The 14,910-nt window shown below is 60.0% G+C and carries 16 protein-coding genes; 15 read left to right on the forward strand and 1 reads right to left on the reverse strand.

The window, feature by feature from the left end; genetic code table 11:
• Positions 1-11: 11 nt before the first annotated feature.
• From iscA to ndk, 7 genes are all read left to right on the forward strand, one after another.
• Positions 12-335 (forward strand): iron-sulfur cluster assembly protein IscA, encoded by a 324-nt coding sequence (iscA, locus tag ABD997_RS08845; protein ID WP_345316647.1) that lies wholly within the window; start codon positions 12-14, stop codon positions 333-335.
• A 10-nt stretch (positions 336-345) separates the two neighbouring features.
• Positions 346-861 carry a co-chaperone HscB gene (hscB, locus tag ABD997_RS08850; RefSeq protein WP_345316648.1) on the forward strand — a complete coding sequence of 172 codons (516 nt, stop codon included), beginning with the start codon at positions 346-348 and terminating at the stop codon, positions 859-861.
• 17 nt (positions 862-878) lie between these two features.
• Complete coding sequence (hscA, locus tag ABD997_RS08855; RefSeq protein ID WP_345316649.1) at positions 879-2,729, forward strand: Fe-S protein assembly chaperone HscA; 1,851 nt, start codon at positions 879-881, stop codon at positions 2,727-2,729.
• A gap of 9 nt (positions 2,730-2,738) precedes the next feature.
• The gene (gene fdx, locus ABD997_RS08860; RefSeq protein WP_345316650.1) at positions 2,739-3,080 is read left to right on the forward strand and encodes an ISC system 2Fe-2S type ferredoxin; all 342 of its coding nucleotides are present in this window, start codon (positions 2,739-2,741) and stop codon (positions 3,078-3,080) included.
• Between the two features lie 33 nt (positions 3,081-3,113).
• Positions 3,114-3,308: a Fe-S cluster assembly protein IscX gene (iscX, locus tag ABD997_RS08865; protein WP_345316651.1), complete on the forward strand. Its 195-nt coding sequence runs from the start codon at positions 3,114-3,116 to the stop codon at positions 3,306-3,308.
• 254 nt (positions 3,309-3,562) lie between these two features.
• Entirely contained in the window at positions 3,563-4,105 is a 543-nt protein-coding gene (locus tag ABD997_RS08870; protein ID WP_345316652.1) for a hypothetical protein, read from the forward strand.
• A gap of 149 nt (positions 4,106-4,254) precedes the next feature.
• The gene (ndk, locus tag ABD997_RS08875; RefSeq protein WP_345316653.1) at positions 4,255-4,686 is read left to right on the forward strand and encodes a nucleoside-diphosphate kinase; all 432 of its coding nucleotides are present in this window, start codon (positions 4,255-4,257) and stop codon (positions 4,684-4,686) included.
• A gap of 126 nt (positions 4,687-4,812) precedes the next feature.
• On the opposite strand, the gene ABD997_RS08880 is transcribed toward ndk, so the two are convergent.
• Positions 4,813-5,877: a CNNM domain-containing protein gene (locus ABD997_RS08880; RefSeq protein WP_345316654.1), complete on the reverse strand. Its 1,065-nt coding sequence runs from the start codon at positions 5,875-5,877 to the stop codon at positions 4,813-4,815.
• A 157-nt stretch (positions 5,878-6,034) separates the two neighbouring features.
• Between ABD997_RS08880 and rlmN the strand changes: the two genes are divergently transcribed.
• The 8 genes from rlmN (at position 6,035) to der (ending at position 14,807) form a co-directional block, all read left to right on the forward strand.
• A complete protein-coding gene (gene rlmN, locus ABD997_RS08885; protein WP_345316655.1) occupies positions 6,035-7,153 on the forward strand; it encodes a dual-specificity RNA methyltransferase RlmN in 1,119 nt (372 codons plus the stop codon).
• 27 nt (positions 7,154-7,180) lie between these two features.
• On the forward strand, positions 7,181-7,954 hold the full coding sequence (gene pilW, locus ABD997_RS08890) for a type IV pilus biogenesis/stability protein PilW (protein ID WP_345316656.1): 774 nt from the start codon (positions 7,181-7,183) through the stop codon (positions 7,952-7,954).
• A complete protein-coding gene (locus tag ABD997_RS08895; RefSeq protein ID WP_345316657.1) occupies positions 7,954-8,955 on the forward strand; it encodes a RodZ domain-containing protein in 1,002 nt (333 codons plus the stop codon). Before pilW ends, ABD997_RS08895 begins: the two co-directional genes overlap by 1 nt.
• 5 nt (positions 8,956-8,960) lie before the next feature.
• Entirely contained in the window at positions 8,961-10,076 is a 1,116-nt protein-coding gene (gene ispG / locus ABD997_RS08900; RefSeq protein ID WP_345316658.1) for a flavodoxin-dependent (E)-4-hydroxy-3-methylbut-2-enyl-diphosphate synthase, read from the forward strand.
• Positions 10,077-10,144: 68 nt separating this feature from the next.
• Positions 10,145-11,422, forward strand: a complete 1,278-nt coding sequence (gene hisS / locus ABD997_RS08905; RefSeq protein ID WP_345316659.1) for a histidine--tRNA ligase — start codon at positions 10,145-10,147, stop codon at positions 11,420-11,422.
• Between the two features lie 10 nt (positions 11,423-11,432).
• Positions 11,433-12,053: a YfgM family protein gene (locus ABD997_RS08910; protein ID WP_345316660.1), complete on the forward strand. Its 621-nt coding sequence runs from the start codon at positions 11,433-11,435 to the stop codon at positions 12,051-12,053.
• A gap of 11 nt (positions 12,054-12,064) precedes the next feature.
• Positions 12,065-13,252, forward strand: a complete 1,188-nt coding sequence (gene bamB, locus ABD997_RS08915) for an outer membrane protein assembly factor BamB (protein ID WP_345316661.1) — start codon at positions 12,065-12,067, stop codon at positions 13,250-13,252.
• Between the two features lie 70 nt (positions 13,253-13,322).
• Complete coding sequence (gene der / locus ABD997_RS08920) at positions 13,323-14,807, forward strand: ribosome biogenesis GTPase Der (RefSeq protein ID WP_345316662.1); 1,485 nt, start codon at positions 13,323-13,325, stop codon at positions 14,805-14,807.
• Positions 14,808-14,910: the final 103 nt, after the last annotated feature.

Raw genomic sequence — 14,910 nt, forward strand, 5'->3', positions numbered from 1 at the left:
CTGGAGAAGAGATGGCCATTACCCTGACCGAAGCCGCCGCTGAGCGCGTCAAAAATTACCTGACGAATCGTGGCAAAGGCATTGGACTGCGACTGGGGCTGAAAACCTCCGGCTGCAGCGGCCTGGCTTACGTGCTGGAGTTTGTCGATGAACTGCAACCCGGCGATGAAGTTTTCGAAGAGCACGGGGTGAACCTGATTGTCGATGCCAAGAGCCTGATCCACATGGACGGTCTGCAGGTGGATTTCGTCAAAGAGGGGCTCAACGAGGGCTTCAAGTTTGACAATCCCAATGCCACCGGCGAATGCGGCTGCGGCGAAAGCTTCACGGTCTGACAGCATGGCCATGAATTACTTTGAGCTTTTTGGCCTGCCGGAGGGCTTCCAACTGGATGGTTCCGCCCTGGCCAGTCGCTATCGTGAGCTGCAGAGGGCGGTGCATCCCGATAACTTTGCCTCCGGTTCCGATCGGGACCGGATGATGGCGATGCAGAAGACCGCCGAGGTCAACGACGCCTTTCAAACCCTCAAATCCCCCCTAAGCCGTGCCGAATACCTCTTACGCCTCAATGGCATCGAGTTGCGCGGCGAAACCGCCACCATCAACGATCCCCTGTTTCTGATGCAGCAGATGGAGCTGCGCGAGGCTTTGGAGGCGCTGGCCTCCTCGAACGATCCTGAGCAGGAAGCGATCGCCCTTGAGCAGGAGTTTCGCAGCCTGGATCGGACCCTGATGGCACAGCTGGAGAGTCAGCTGTTGCAGCAACAGTGGGAGGAGGCTGCGGTCACCGTGCGCAAGCTCAAGTTCGTTCAGAAACTGGAGCAGGAACTGGCGCTGCTGGAAGAGCAGTGGGAACTGTAATAACCGGATAACTTACTATGGCACTACTGCAGATAGCAGAGCCGGGTCAGAGCGCCGCACCGCATCAGCACAAGCTGGCGGTCGGCATCGATCTGGGCACCACCAATTCACTGGTTGCGGCTGTTCGCAGCGGCCAAGCCGAGACCCTGCCGGACGAGCTTGGGCGCCACGGACTTCCCTCTGTGGTCCGTTATACCGAGCAGGGAATTGAAACCGGCTACGGCGCCAAGGCCGAGGCTGGCGCCGATCCGGAAAATACCATTATCTCCGTGAAACGGTACCTGGGACGTTCCCTGGAGGATGTGCAGGCCCGTTACCCTCAGCAGCCTTACCAACTGAGCGCGTCGGATCATGGTCTGCCGCTGTTTATCACCCGACAGGGCCCGCAAAATGCGATCCAGATCTCCGCCGAGGTACTGCGTCCCCTGATCAAACGGGCGGAAGCGACCCTGGGGGGAGAGCTGTCCGGCGCGGTGATCACTGTGCCGGCCTACTTCGATGACGCGCAGCGCCAGGGCACCAAAGATGCGGCTGAGCTGCTGGGGGTCAAGGTTCTGCGCCTGCTTAACGAGCCCACCGCCGCCTCCATCGCCTACGGGCTGGACAGCGGCCAGGAGGGGATTATCGCTGTCTACGATCTGGGCGGCGGCACCTTCGACATCTCCATTTTGCGGCTGCACCAGGGCGTGTTTGAGGTTCTGGCCACCGGTGGCGATTCCGCCCTGGGCGGCGATGACTTTGATCACCTGCTGGCGCAGTACCTGGCGGAGCAGTCCGGCGTGGCTGTGGAGACCGCCAAGCAGCGGCGCCTGCTGATGAACGAGGCCTGCCGGGTCAAGGAAGCACTGACCGATCAGGAAAGCGTTGTCGCGAACCTGGGTGACTGGCAGGGCGAGATAGGGCGCGAAACCTTCGATGCCCTTATCCAGCCGCTGGTAAAACGCACCCTGATGGCCTGCCGCCGCTGCCTCAAGGACGCCGGGATCAGTGCCGACGAGGTGTTGCAGGTGGTGATGGTTGGTGGCTCCACCCGGGTGCCGACGGTCAGGACGCAGATCGGCCGCTATTTTGGCCGTGAGCCGCTGACCTCCATCGATCCGGATCGGGTTGTCGCCATCGGCGCTGCGATTCAGGCGGATATTCTGGTAGGCAATAAACCTGACTCCGATATGCTGCTTCTGGACGTATTGCCGTTGTCATTAGGTCTGGAAACCATGGGGGGCCTGACGGAGAAGGTGATCCCTCGTAACACCACCATTCCGGTTGCGCGGGCCCAGGAGTTCACCACCTACAAGGATGGCCAGAGCGCCATGGCGATCCATGTGGTCCAGGGTGAGCGTGAGATGGTGGCCGACTGCCGCTCCCTTGCCCGGTTCGAATTGCGGGGACTGCCCCCGATGGCGGCCGGCACTGCCGTGGTGCGGGTCACCTTCCAGGTTGATGCCGATGGCCTGCTCAGTGTGACCGCCATGGAGAAGACTACGGGCGTTCAATCCTCCATCGAGGTGAAACCTGCCTTTGGTCTCAGCGATAATGAGATCACCGAGATGCTCAAGGAGTCCATGACCCATGCCAAAGAGGACTTTGCCAAGCGCATGTTGACCGAGCAGCGCATTGAGGCGGGCCGGGTGATTGAAAGCCTGAGCAAGGCGCTGGAGCAGGATGGTAAAACCCTGCTGAGCGATGCGGAGATCCAACAGCTGACTGACCAGATGGCGGCGCTCAACACGCTCTGTGCCGGCGATGATGGCCAGGCGATCAAGGATGCCATCGAGGCACTGGACAAGGCCAGCGGCGAGTTTGCTGCCCTGCGGATGGATCTCTCCATTCGCCGCGCGCTCTCCGGCCGGTCCATTGATAACGTATAAGAGGAAACCATGCCGAAAATCATTTTTTTGCCCCACACTGAGCTGTGCCCGGAAGGGAAGGAAGTGGAGGCTCAAAGCGGTGAGTCCGTACTGGATGTGGCACTGCGTAACGGCATTCATATCGAGCACGCCTGTGAGAAGTCCTGCGCCTGCACCACCTGTCATGTGGTGGTTCGGGAGGGGTTTGACTCGCTGGAGGAGAGCGATGAGCTTGAGGACGATATGCTGGACAAGGCCTGGGGCCTGGAGCCGGAGTCCCGCCTCTCCTGCCAGTCACGGGTTGCGGATGAGGATCTGGTGATCGAGATCCCGCGCTACACCATTAACCAGGTATCGGAGAATCACCACTAAAAGAGCGTTTTGCGCTAAGGAGAGGGGAACATCATGAAGTGGACCGACGTACAGGAGATTGCCATCGAGTTGTCCGAGCGGCATCCGGAGCAGGATCCCCGGCAACTGCGCTTTACGGAGTTGCGGGAGTGGGTGTTGGCACTGGACAACTTTGATGATGACCCCGCCCACTGTGGTGAGCGCGTGCTGGAGGCCATTCAGCAGGCGTGGATGGATGAGGTGGACTGAGCTAATTCATCCTGTGACTGACAGAGCGGCCCCTCGGGGCCGTTTTTACTTTACGGCGCACTGTCGGTTTCTGCCCCGCATCCCTAAGTGCGGGCATGCAGGGTCACAGAAAATCCCGGCGTCGGGGTTTCATTTGTTAGACAATCGGCATATGTTTGTCAATGTTATGTTGCCCTAATGGGTTGTAGTCTTGTTCTTACAAGAACCTGGGTGGGAACGCAATTCAGACGCATTGCTAAAACGGTGACACAGTTATGACCCTGATCCTCCGCTCCCTTGGCGCCCCGGACCAAGAGGCGAGTCCGAGCTCCTTCGACCGTCAGGCACAGGCCCGATTTCTACTGCATAAACTCGCGGTTCGCCGGGGGGAAAAGATCCTGGTTCATGGTCAGGCAGATGCGGCAATCGTGGCTCAACTGGCTGCATCGGTTGGCAACTCGGGCTGTGTGACGCTGTTGCAGGAGTCGACGGATGGCGCAGTGACGCCGCTGGGGTTCGGGCGGGAGACGCCACAGGTCGTGATGATGCAGGCGGGCCCCACCCAGGATGCGCAGGAGTATGATGCGGTGGTGATCACCCCCCATACCTTGAGCGCCCCATCCGAGGCTTATCTGGATGCCGCCTGGCGACGGGTTCGAAAGGGCGGGCGTGTGATGCTGGCTTTGCCGCAGGGCGATGAATTCACCGCGCAGTTACGCCAGTTGGTTACCGAAGCTGGCCGCACTGGCTTTGCTTCTCGTTACCGCCGTTGTTGCGACAAGCACTGTGTCTGGATAGGGGTAAAGTACAGCCGCTGACGCAAATCTGGGCCCGGTTTGTGCGCAAAGTGTGAGCTTGATCTGCAATCAATTTTCTCACCTGTGATTGGGGTGGGATTTTCCTGTTTAAATGCCATATAATCCGCGCCGGGAATAAGCCGTCCTATTAATAAATAATGGAGTGGACAATGGCCATCGAACGTACTTTTTCTATTGTTAAGCCGGACGCGGTTGCAAAAAACTTGATCGGTTCCATCTACAGCCGATTTGAAGCCGCGGGCTTGAAGATTGTGGCCAGCAAAATGGTTCACCTGAGCCGCGAGCAGGCGGAAGGGTTTTATGCCGAGCACAAAGAGCGTCCGTTCTTTGCTGCCCTGGTGGACTTCATGACTTCTGGCCCGATCATGGTGCAGGTCCTGGAAGGCGAGAATGCCGTTCTGGCGAACCGTGAGATCATGGGCGCCACCAATCCGGCGGACGCTGCCCGCGGTACTCTGCGTAGCGACTTCGCGGACAGCATCGATGAGAACGCGGTACACGGTTCAGATGCCCTGGCCTCTGCCGAGCGTGAGATCGCCTACTTCTTCACAAATGAAGAGATCTGCCCCCGCACCCGTTAAGGGATTCGGTGAGCTAAAGGGCGCCTAAGGGCGCCTTTTTCGTCTTTCGTGCCCATTCCAGTCGGTCGTTTCTCTTGCCGATATGGGCAACGCCCTGCCGGCTAACCCCCGCGCTTCTGTCCCCGCTTACGGGTCCTCATTGACGTCATCATCACTGAGGCGAAATTTCCGCTGTTTCTGCCTTCGCTTCCAGAGACGTTTCGCCAGCTGTTGCATGTCGTCGGCGGGATCGTCCCGGCCGATGATCTCAAGACCCAACAGGGACTCGACGATATCCTCCATGGTGACCAGCCCCCGCACGCCGCCATACTCATCCACCACCACTGCGATCTGGGCGCGCTTTGTCAGTAGCAGTTCGAACACCGTCATCAGCTTTGCCTGGGTTGGCAGGGCAATAATGGGGCGCTTGATGCTGGCCAGTTGTGCATCCGGCTGACTCTTGTCGGCCAGGAGAGCGTCGGAGCGCTGGATATAACCGACAATCTCATCGGGATCTTTGTCGTACAGGGGGATCCTGGAAAAACATTTGTGGGCCGCGATGCGGGAGAACTGACTGAAGGTCATCGCCTGATCCAGGGAGTGGATGACGGTACGCGGGGTCATGATGGCGCTGACTGGCACCTCTCTGGCCCTGAGCATCTGCTTGAGAATGTCGGACTCCTGGCGATTCAGCTCGCCGGTTGATGCGCCCACATCCGCCATGGCCGACATGTCTGAGCGGATATGGAAGTGCTCGCCATCGCGACTGAACAAGCGGGTAACCAACGTCGACAGCCGGATCAACGGGCTGCAGAGCCAGACCAGCCACTGCAGTGGCCGGGCAAACCAGGGGGCCAGCTGCCGCCAGTAGTTGGCTCCTATGGTCTTGGGGATGATCTCGGAGAGAAAGAGGATGGCTAAGGTGAGGATCGCCGAAAACACCCCCAGTATCTGGCTGCCAAAGACCGCGGTGGCCTGAGCGCCCGCCCCGGCGGCGCCGGCGGTGTGGGCGATGGTATTAAGCGTCAGGATCGCCACCAGAGGCGATTCGATGTTCTCTTTTAGTCTTGCCAGCTTCGCTGCAGCCCTGGGACGCTTTTTCTTCAAACCCGCAATGTAAGCGGGTGTGACGCTCAGTAGGGTCGCTTCCAGCACACTGCAAAGGAAGGAGACGCCGATGGCGAGAGCTATATAGATAGAAAGCAGTAACATGCGTTAGCACACTCCGCGCAGTAGGGGCAAAAACCACAGCCTCATGATAGCGTCAATCCCAGGCTTGGGTCACTAGGGCTTGGGGCGGCGCTGGACGGCAGGGGGCCGTTGGCTGTACAATTGCGCGCCATTTTCGGCCTGTAAGATGAGGCATCCGATGACTGACAAAATCAATCTACTGAACCTGGACCGCGACGGTTTGCGCGCCTTTTTCACCGATATGGGGGAAAAGCCCTTCCGCGCCGATCAGGTGATGAAGTGGATCTACCATTTTGGCTGTGATGATTTCGATCAGATGACCAACATCAACAAGGGGTTGCGCGCTAAGCTGCAGGCCAAGGCGGAGATCAAGGCTCCGGAGATCGCCACCAGTCAGCACTCCAGCGATGGCACCATTAAGTTTGCCATCGATGTGGGTAACGGTCAGCAGGTGGAAACCGTTTATATTCCCGAGACGGATCGCGCCACCCTCTGCATCTCCTCTCAGGTCGGCTGTGCCCTCGAGTGCAGCTTCTGCTCCACCGCCCAACAGGGGTTCAACCGTAACCTGACCGTGGCGGAGATCATCGGCCAGGTTTGGCGAGTCGCCACATACTTGGGCCTGAAGACCGAAACCGGCGAGCGTCCCATCTCCAACGTGGTGTTGATGGGCATGGGCGAGCCTCTGCTCAACCTGACCAACGTGGTTCCGGCGATGAAGATCATGCTGGATGACTACGGCTTTGGCCTTTCCAAGCGTCGGGTGACCCTCTCCACATCCGGTGTGGTCCCCGCCCTAGATAAACTGGGGGATCAGATCGATGTGGCCCTGGCGATCTCCCTGCACGCCCCGGACGATGCCCTGCGTGATGTGCTGGTGCCGGTCAACAAAAAGTACAACATTGAGCGTTTCCTCAGCTCGGTTCGAGGCTACCTGGGTAAATCCCTGGCCAACAAGGGGCGGGTGACGGTGGAGTATGTGATGCTCGATCACATCAATGACAGCACCGATCAGGCCCATGCCCTGGCCAAGGTGATGAAGGATACGCCGTGCAAAATCAACCTGATCCCCTTCAACCCTTATCCCGGCAGCCCTTACGGTAAGAGCTCCAACTCCCGTATCGACCGGTTCGCCAAGGTCCTGATGGATTATGGTATGACGGTGATCGTGCGCAAAACCCGCGGCGATGATATCGATGCGGCGTGCGGTCAGTTGGTGGGCGATGTGCGTGATCGCACCAAGCGGTTGCTGAAAAAACGCATGCAAGAGAATGGCATTTCGGTCACAATGACCTAAGTCTTTGTTTGCTAAAACATCAAGGAAATGATGAGACTCTTTAGCACCATTTTAGTCGCCGGTTGCCTTGCCGGCTGTGTGCAGAACACGACTTATAGCGGCACGGACACTCAGGTGGCCGAAGCGAGGTACGATGCCAATGCCGCGGCGCGTGATCGGATCTCCCTCGGGCTGGCCTACCTGGATCGGGGTGAGGCGGAACAGGCCAAGTTCAACCTTGAGAAGGCCCTGGAGCATGCGCCGAAATTGAGCGATGCCCTGCTGGCGATGGCTTACTACTACGACTCGGTTCAGGATGAAAAAAATGCCGAGATCTACTATCGCAAGGCGGTGGATGCCAAGTCTGACAACGCCGACGCCGCCAATAACCTGGGCGTATTCTACTGCCGCCATGGGCGTTATCCTGAGGCGGAGCGCTGGTTGCTCAAAGCGGTGGAGACCCCCGGATATATCCGGATGGCACAAACCTACGAAAACCTGGGCTTGTGCACCCTGGAAGCGGGTTGGACCGATAAGGCTGCCGGTTACTTTGAGAAGGCTCTCAATTATGATGGCCGCCGTGCCGTAGCCCTGCTGGAATTGGCAAAATTGGACTTTGCGGCCGGACGCATTGAGCCCGCCCGCCGACACCTCAAGCGTTATCACCAATACGGTGATGAGAGTGCCGACAGTCTCCTGCTGGCGGCGGAACTGGCGTTCCAGTCCCACAACGCCGATGAGGCGCGACGCTATGGGGTATTATTGCTGGCAAAGTTCCCCGGTTCTGAGCAGGCGAAAACCTATCGAACGAAGTATTACTGATGACTGACGAACGACAGAACGAACAGGGGCCGGAAACACCTGGCCCCATGCTAAAGCAGGCCAGAGAGCAGGCAGGATTAACCACTCAGCAAGTGGCGCAGCGTCTGAACCTGCGCCACTCCGTCGTGAGCGGCATTGAGCAGGACGATTACGAGTCCAACATGTCGATCACCTACGTGCGGGGCTACATCCGCAACTACGCGCGACTCGTTGGTCTCGATGAGGAGCGCTTGAATCGGGCGTTGGCGCAATTGCGGCAACCTGAAACCACCAGCGAGATGCAGAGCTTTTCTGGCCGAACCCATCGCCAGAAAAGCGACAGCCGCTGGACGATGATCAGCTGGGCGATCTTTTTCCTGTTCGCTGGCGCCGTGGTGTGGGCTATTTTTGGCCGTAACGCTCCGCTGCCGGAGGGGGAGCAACCCCAGGCGGAGTTGACCACCGAGAGCTCGCTGAGTGACTCGGCAGCGGTGCCGGCCCTGGAGCGATCCGTTCCGGAACAGGCGGTTGAAGAGGAAGCCGCCCTGCCCGCGGTAGAGCCTGTTGTTTCCGACCAGCCGGTTGCCAGCGAAACATCCACAGCAGCGCAGAGCATCGAAGCCAGTGCGCCTCAAGAGCCGGTGGCTGAACTGTCTCAAGACACTCACAAGGTTCGAGAGGCAGACGCTCAGCAGACGCCTATTCAGGCGACCGCTGCCCAAGCACCGATGAACGAAGAGGTGACCTCGGTTGCTGAGGCCACTGTCCCCGATGTCATCGTGCAGGACAGCATCGCCGTGTCCCTCAGCGACGATTGCTGGATGCTGATCCAGGATGCCGACGGCAAGGTGTTGCTGGAGGGGCTGAAACGCGGTGGTTACCGTGGAGAAGTCAGCGGTAAGGCCCCGTTTAGTCTGCGCATCGGCGCACCGCAAGTGGTATCCCTCTCATTCAATGGCGACGCCATCGATCTCTCCTCATATCGCGCCGGACGCGTGGCGCGTTTGACCCTACCGCAGTAACTATCATGCACCAGGAAACTCCGATCCAACGACGCAAGTCGACCCAGATTATGGTGGGTAATGTACCCGTTGGGGGCGATGCCCCCATCTCGGTTCAATCCATGACCAACACCCGTACCACAGACGTTGAGGCCACGGTCGCCCAGATCAAGGCGATCGAGCGTGCCGGTGCCGACATCGTCCGGGTCAGCGTGCCCACTATGGAGGCGGCGGAGGCGTTTCGGCTGATCAAGCAGAAGACCTCGATCCCGCTGGTGGCCGACATTCACTTTGATTACCGCATCGCCCTTAAGGTGGCGGAGTACGGCGTTGACTGCCTGCGCATCAACCCGGGCAACATCGGCCGGGAAGACCGGATTCGGGCGGTGGTGGATTGCGCCCGGGATAAGAATATCCCCATCCGGATCGGCGTGAACGCCGGCTCGCTGGAGCGGGATATCCAGGAGAAGTACGGTGAGCCGACCCCCGCGGCGCTGGTGGAGTCTGCCATGCGCCACGTGGAGATCCTGGATCGCCTTAACTTTGACCAGTTTAAGGTCAGTGTTAAAGCGTCCGATGTGTTCCTGGCGGTGGAGTCCTATCGTCAGCTGGCCCGGCAGATTGTCCAGCCCCTGCACCTTGGCATCACCGAAGCGGGCGGGGCTCGGGCGGGCTCGGTTAAGTCCGCGATCGGCCTTGGGATGCTGCTGTCGGAGGGGATCGGCGATACCCTTCGGGTCTCCCTTGCGGCGGATCCGGTGGAAGAGGTGAAGGTCGGGTTTGATATCCTTAAGAGTCTCAGGATCCGGGCCCGCGGCATCAACTTTATCGCCTGTCCCTCCTGCTCGCGCCAGGAGTTTGATGTTATCGGCACCGTGAACGCCCTGGAGCAGCGGCTCGAGGATGTGATCACGCCGATGGATGTCTCCATCATCGGTTGCGTGGTTAACGGTCCCGGGGAGGCCCTGGTGTCGGATCTCGGCCTGGCCGGCAGTAACCGGAAGAGTGGACTCTATGTCGGCGGCGAGCGCCAGAAGGAGCGACTGGACAACGATGACCTGGTGGATCAACTGGAGCGCCGCATTCGCGCACAGATCGCCATCAAGCAGCAGCGCATCGATGTCAAGGAATCGGACGACTGAACCCATGTATCCCCGGTGAAAGCGCCGGGGTTTCTATTCGAATCAGTGACAATCTAAACAGGTTTATTGTGGCAAAACAGATCCAAGCGATCCGCGGTATGAACGACTGCCTGCCGGCAGACACCGCAAAATGGCAGCGGGTGGAATCCACCCTGCGTCAGCTGGTAGCCAGCTTCGGCTACCAGGAGATCCGAACCCCCATCGTCGAGATGACCGGGTTGTTCAAGCGCGCCATCGGTGAAGTCACCGACATCGTTGAGAAGGAGATGTACACCTTCGAGGATCGTAATGGCGACTCCCTCACCCTGCGTCCGGAAGGCACCGCCTCCACGGTGCGTGCCGGTAACGAGCACGGACTGCTCTACAACCAGGAGCAGCGCTTGTGGTACATGGGGCCGATGTTCCGTCACGAGCGTCCGCAGAAGGGGCGCTATCGTCAGTTCCATCAGTTTGGCGTCGAGGTGTATGGCCTCGCGACTGCGGATATCGATGCGGAAGTGCTGATGATGTCAGCCGCGCTTTGGGCCCAGTTAGGGCTGAGCGAGCATGTCCGTCTCGAGCTCAATACCCTGGGCAGCAGTGAAGAGCGCGCCGCGTACAAGGAGGCCCTGGTGGCCTTCCTTGAGCAGCATGTAGCGCAGTTGGACGAGGACAGTCGACGCCGCATGCATGCCAACCCGCTGCGTGTTCTGGACTCCAAGGATGCGGGTGTTCAGGCGTTGTTGGCCAAGGCACCGACTCTGATGGAGTTCCTCGGCGAGGAATCCCGGGAGCACTTCGATACCCTGTGCGAGCTGCTGCACGCCGCGGGGATTGAGTACAACGTCAATCCTCGCCTGGTGCGCGGTCTGGACTACTACAACCGCACCGTATTCGAATGGGTCACCGACAGCCTCGGTGCCCAGGGCACTGTGCTGGCCGGCGGTCGCTACGACAGCCTGGTAGGCCAGCTGGGTGGCAAGGATACCCCGGCGGTGGGTTTTGCCATGGGGATCGAGCGTCTGGTTCTGCTGCTGGATACCCTGGGTAAGTTCGATGATCTGCCCGCCGCGGTGGATGTCTACCTCTGCGCCACCGGTGACGGCGCAGTCGCCGCGGGCCTGCAGCTGGCACAGGAGTTGCGTCAGACCCTGCCAGGGCTTAAGGTGATGAGCCATTGCGGTGGCGGCAACTTTAAAAAACAGATGAAACGCGCCGACAAGAGCGGGGCCGTGGTGGCCCTGATCTTGGGAGAAGACGAATTGAAACAGGGATTGGTGACCGTGAAGCCGCTGCGCGGCGGTGAACAGAGTCAGCTGTCCCGGGACGAGTTGACCGAAGCGTTAGCGTCGTTAGTACAGGCTTAAGGGGAAGGTTGTGGAAATTTACAGCACAGAAGAGCAACAGGTTGAAGCGCTGAAGCGTTTCTGGAAAGAGTACGGCGTTTCCATCATTGGTGGTGCTGCCTTGGGCCTGGGTGGACTGTTTGGCTGGAATGCCTGGCAGGACCATCAGCAAAGCCAGCAAGAGGCGGCTTCTGCGGCGTTCGCGGAGCTGATGCAGAACACCAGCAGCACCGAGCAGATGCAGGCGGCGGCTGAGACCTTCCGTACCGAGCACAATGAAGCGGGGTATAACGCCCTGGTGGACCTGATGCAGGCGCGGGTCGCCGTGGACAGCGGTGATCTGAGCAAAGCGGAGACGCTGCTCAAGGATGCGGTGGCCAAGCTTGATAGCAGCACTCGCCCGCTGGCCCAGTTGCGCCTGGCCCGGGTTCAGGCCGCTCAGGAGGAGCTGGCAGCAGCCCAGGCCACCCTAGCTGCCATCGATAATGAGGCGTTCGCGGCTCTGCGTGATGAGCTCAAGGGTGACCTGCTGAAGCAGCAGGGCGACCTGGAAGGTGCCCGAGCGGCCTACGAGTCCGCCATGCAAGCCGGTGGCGCCATGGCCAGTCCGGCCCTGCAGCTGAAGTTGGATGGTCTGGCGCAAGCCAGCTAAGGGGCAAAACCATGTTGCTGGTAAGAAAAGGATGGCTGGCTGGCCTGTTGAGCGCTGCGGTGCTGGCAGGCTGTGCATCCAGCGATGAGGAAACCGTGCAGATCTCCCCACTGCCTGAGCTGGAGAACCCCCTTGAGGCCCAGGTGGTCTGGAAGGAGCGGTTTGGCAGAGGAATCGAGGATTTCTGGTCCTCGCTCTCTCCCACCGAGGGTTACGGTAAACTGTTCATTGCCGAACGCTTCGGTAAGGTGGCAGCGCTCTCCCTGGAGGATGGCAAGGAGATCTGGAGTACCAACCTGCGCCGGGCGTTTTCGGACGGGATCCTTAAGAAAAACAAAGGTGCCCGCCTGGCCGGTGGCGTCACCGTTGGTTTCAACAAGGTATTTATCGGTAGCGAGAACGGCGCCCTGTTTGCCCTCAATGCCGAAGATGGCAGCGTCGCCTGGGAGGCCCTGACCCGTGGAGAGGTGCTCTCCGATCCGGCAGTGATCGGTCGCCTGGTGGTGGTCAACACCGCAGCGGGTAAGGTCCAGGCTTTCGACGTGGACAGTGGTGAGTTCCAGTGGCAGATGGACCTTTCGGTGCCGCCGCTGATGCTGCGTGGCACCTCCGGGATCGCTTCCTCCCAGGGCGCGGCCCTGTTGGGTACGCCGGATGGTAAGGTGTCTGCACTGTTCGCCGATAGCGGTACCCCGATCTGGGAAGCCCGCATCGCCGAGGCCAGTGGCAGCAACGAGCTGGAGCGGGTGGTTGATGCGGATGTGAAGCCGGTGGTGCTGGGCGAGAACGTCTATGCCGCCGCGTTCAACGGCAACCTGGCGTCCATCGAGCTGCGCAGCGGCCGTGTTCTCTGGAGCCGACAGTACTCGGTCTACACGCCGTTGGCGATCCAGGGCTACCGCATCTACCTGACCGACGCCCGCGGCTCCATCTACGCCATCGACCGCCGTAATGGCCTGGAAAACTGGGCCAACACCGAGCTGACCGGGCGTATGCTTACCGGACCTCAGGTGTTTGGGGATTACCTGGTGGTGGGAGACTATGAAGGCTACCTGCATATCCTGGAGCGCAGCAGCGGCAAGTTGCTGGGCTACACTCGGATAGACGCCAGTGGCCTGTATGCACAACCCCTGAAGGTCGGGGACACCCTCTATGTACAGAGTCGCAGCGGGCGAATCGCCGCGGTGACAATTCCGTAAACACCCTGTACACTATGGCGCCCCCGACCTGTCGGGGGCGTTTTCGTTTGATGAATGAGGTATCGATAACATGATCCCAGTGGTTGCCCTGGTCGGACGCCCTAATGTGGGGAAGTCCACCCTGTTTAACCGCCTAACCGGCACTCGAGACGCCCTGGTGGCGGATTTTCCCGGTTTGACGCGGGATCGGAAGTACGGGCAGGCCAATCTGGCCGGGCACGACTTTATCGTGATCGATACCGGCGGCATCGATGGCAGCGAAGAGGGCATCGAAACCAAGATGGCCGAGCAGTCGCTGATGGCCATCGAAGAGGCCGACGTGGTACTTTTCCTGGTGGATGCGCGGGCCGGCCTGACCGCCGCCGACGAGGCGATCGCCGGCCACCTGCGCAGTCGCGAAAAGGCCACGCTGCTGGTGGCCAACAAGACCGACGGTCTCGATGCGGACGCCGCCGTGGCGGAGTTCTATTCCATGGGTCTGGGTGAGATCCACCAGATCGCCGCCGCCCAGAACCGCGGTGTCACCAGCCTGATCAACTACGCCCTGGCCCCATGGGCAGAGGAGTTCGAGCAGGCTCACGGCATTGAGGCCGGGGAGGAGGATGAGTGGGCGCAGGAGGAGGCCGAGGCCCCCACCGAGGAGACCGCCGCCGAGGAGGCGGAGCGCCTGCGAAATCAGCCCATCAAGCTGGCCATCATCGGCCGCCCCAACGTGGGTAAATCCACCCTGACCAACCGCATCCTCGGTGAGGAGCGGGTGGTGGTGTATGACATGCCCGGTTCCACCCGGGACTCCATCTACATCCCAATGGAGCGTGATGAGCGCGAATATGTGCTGATCGATACTGCCGGTGTGCGTCGTCGTAAGAGTGTCTTCGAGGCTGTCGAGAAGTTTTCCGTCATTAAGACTCTGCAGGCAATTGAAGACGCCAACGTTGTGCTCTTGGTGGTGGATGCCCGAACCGGTATTGCAGACCAGGATCTCTCCCTGCTGGGGTTCGCCCTCAACGCCGGCCGTGCCGTGGTGTTGGCGGTCAACAAGTGGGATGGTCTGGATAAAGAGGTCAAGGAGGAGATCAAGCGGGAGCTGGATCGTCGCCTGGGCTTCGTGGATTTCGCCCGCCTGCACTTTATCTCTGCCCTGCATGGTACCGGCGTCGGTCACTTGTTCGAGTCTGTGCAGGAGGCCTATGACAGTGCCACCCAGCGTCACTCTACCGCCATGCTGACTCGGATCATGCAGATGGCCCAGGATGATCACCAGCCGCCGATGGTGCGTGGGCGTCGCGTCAAGCTTAAGTACGCCCACGCTGGTGGCTACAATCCCCCTATCGTGGTGGTGCATGGCAACCAGGTGCGGGACCTGCCGGACTCCTACAAACGCTACCTGATGAACTACTATCGTCGTGCCCTCAAGGTGGTGGGAACGCCGATCAAGGTGATGTTCCAGGAGGGGGCGAACCCCTTCGACGGCAAGCGCGAAAAGCTGACCCCGCTGCAGCAGCGCAAGCGGCGCAGGGTCCTGAGCCACATCAAGAACCGTGGCAGCCGTTAAGGACCATGGATAAACAAAAGGAGGCCCTCGGGCCTCCTTTTGTTTTGGTTTACCGTGCATGGAGTGCGCGTACTCGCGGGGCCGAGGTGTCAACCGGTGGGAT

This window comes from Ferrimonas gelatinilytica (assembly GCF_039544205.1).
In the GTDB taxonomy this organism is placed as follows: Bacteria; Pseudomonadota; Gammaproteobacteria; order Enterobacterales; family Shewanellaceae; genus Ferrimonas; species Ferrimonas gelatinilytica.

What these genes read in the sequence shown, in the direction of transcription:
- iscA (WP_345316647.1), top strand. Translation starts at nt 12, where the DNA reads ATGGCCATTACCCTGACCGAAGCCGCCGCTGAGCGCGTCAAAAATTAC.
- hscB (WP_345316648.1), top strand. Translation starts at nt 346, where the DNA reads ATGAATTACTTTGAGCTTTTTGGCCTGCCGGAGGGCTTCCAACTGGAT.
- hscA (WP_345316649.1), top strand. Translation starts at nt 879, where the DNA reads ATGGCACTACTGCAGATAGCAGAGCCGGGTCAGAGCGCCGCACCGCAT.
- fdx (WP_345316650.1), top strand. Translation starts at nt 2,739, where the DNA reads ATGCCGAAAATCATTTTTTTGCCCCACACTGAGCTGTGCCCGGAAGGG.
- iscX (WP_345316651.1), top strand. Translation starts at nt 3,114, where the DNA reads ATGAAGTGGACCGACGTACAGGAGATTGCCATCGAGTTGTCCGAGCGG.
- ABD997_RS08870 (WP_345316652.1), top strand. Translation starts at nt 3,563, where the DNA reads ATGACCCTGATCCTCCGCTCCCTTGGCGCCCCGGACCAAGAGGCGAGT.
- ndk (WP_345316653.1), top strand. Translation starts at nt 4,255, where the DNA reads ATGGCCATCGAACGTACTTTTTCTATTGTTAAGCCGGACGCGGTTGCA.
- ABD997_RS08880 (WP_345316654.1), bottom strand. Translation starts at nt 5,877, where the DNA reads ATGTTACTGCTTTCTATCTATATAGCTCTCGCCATCGGCGTCTCCTTC.
- rlmN (WP_345316655.1), top strand. Translation starts at nt 6,035, where the DNA reads ATGACTGACAAAATCAATCTACTGAACCTGGACCGCGACGGTTTGCGC.
- pilW (WP_345316656.1), top strand. Translation starts at nt 7,181, where the DNA reads ATGATGAGACTCTTTAGCACCATTTTAGTCGCCGGTTGCCTTGCCGGC.
- ABD997_RS08895 (WP_345316657.1), top strand. Translation starts at nt 7,954, where the DNA reads ATGACTGACGAACGACAGAACGAACAGGGGCCGGAAACACCTGGCCCC.
- ispG (WP_345316658.1), top strand. Translation starts at nt 8,961, where the DNA reads ATGCACCAGGAAACTCCGATCCAACGACGCAAGTCGACCCAGATTATG.
- bamB (WP_345316661.1), top strand. Translation starts at nt 12,065, where the DNA reads ATGTTGCTGGTAAGAAAAGGATGGCTGGCTGGCCTGTTGAGCGCTGCG.
- der (WP_345316662.1), top strand. Translation starts at nt 13,323, where the DNA reads ATGATCCCAGTGGTTGCCCTGGTCGGACGCCCTAATGTGGGGAAGTCC.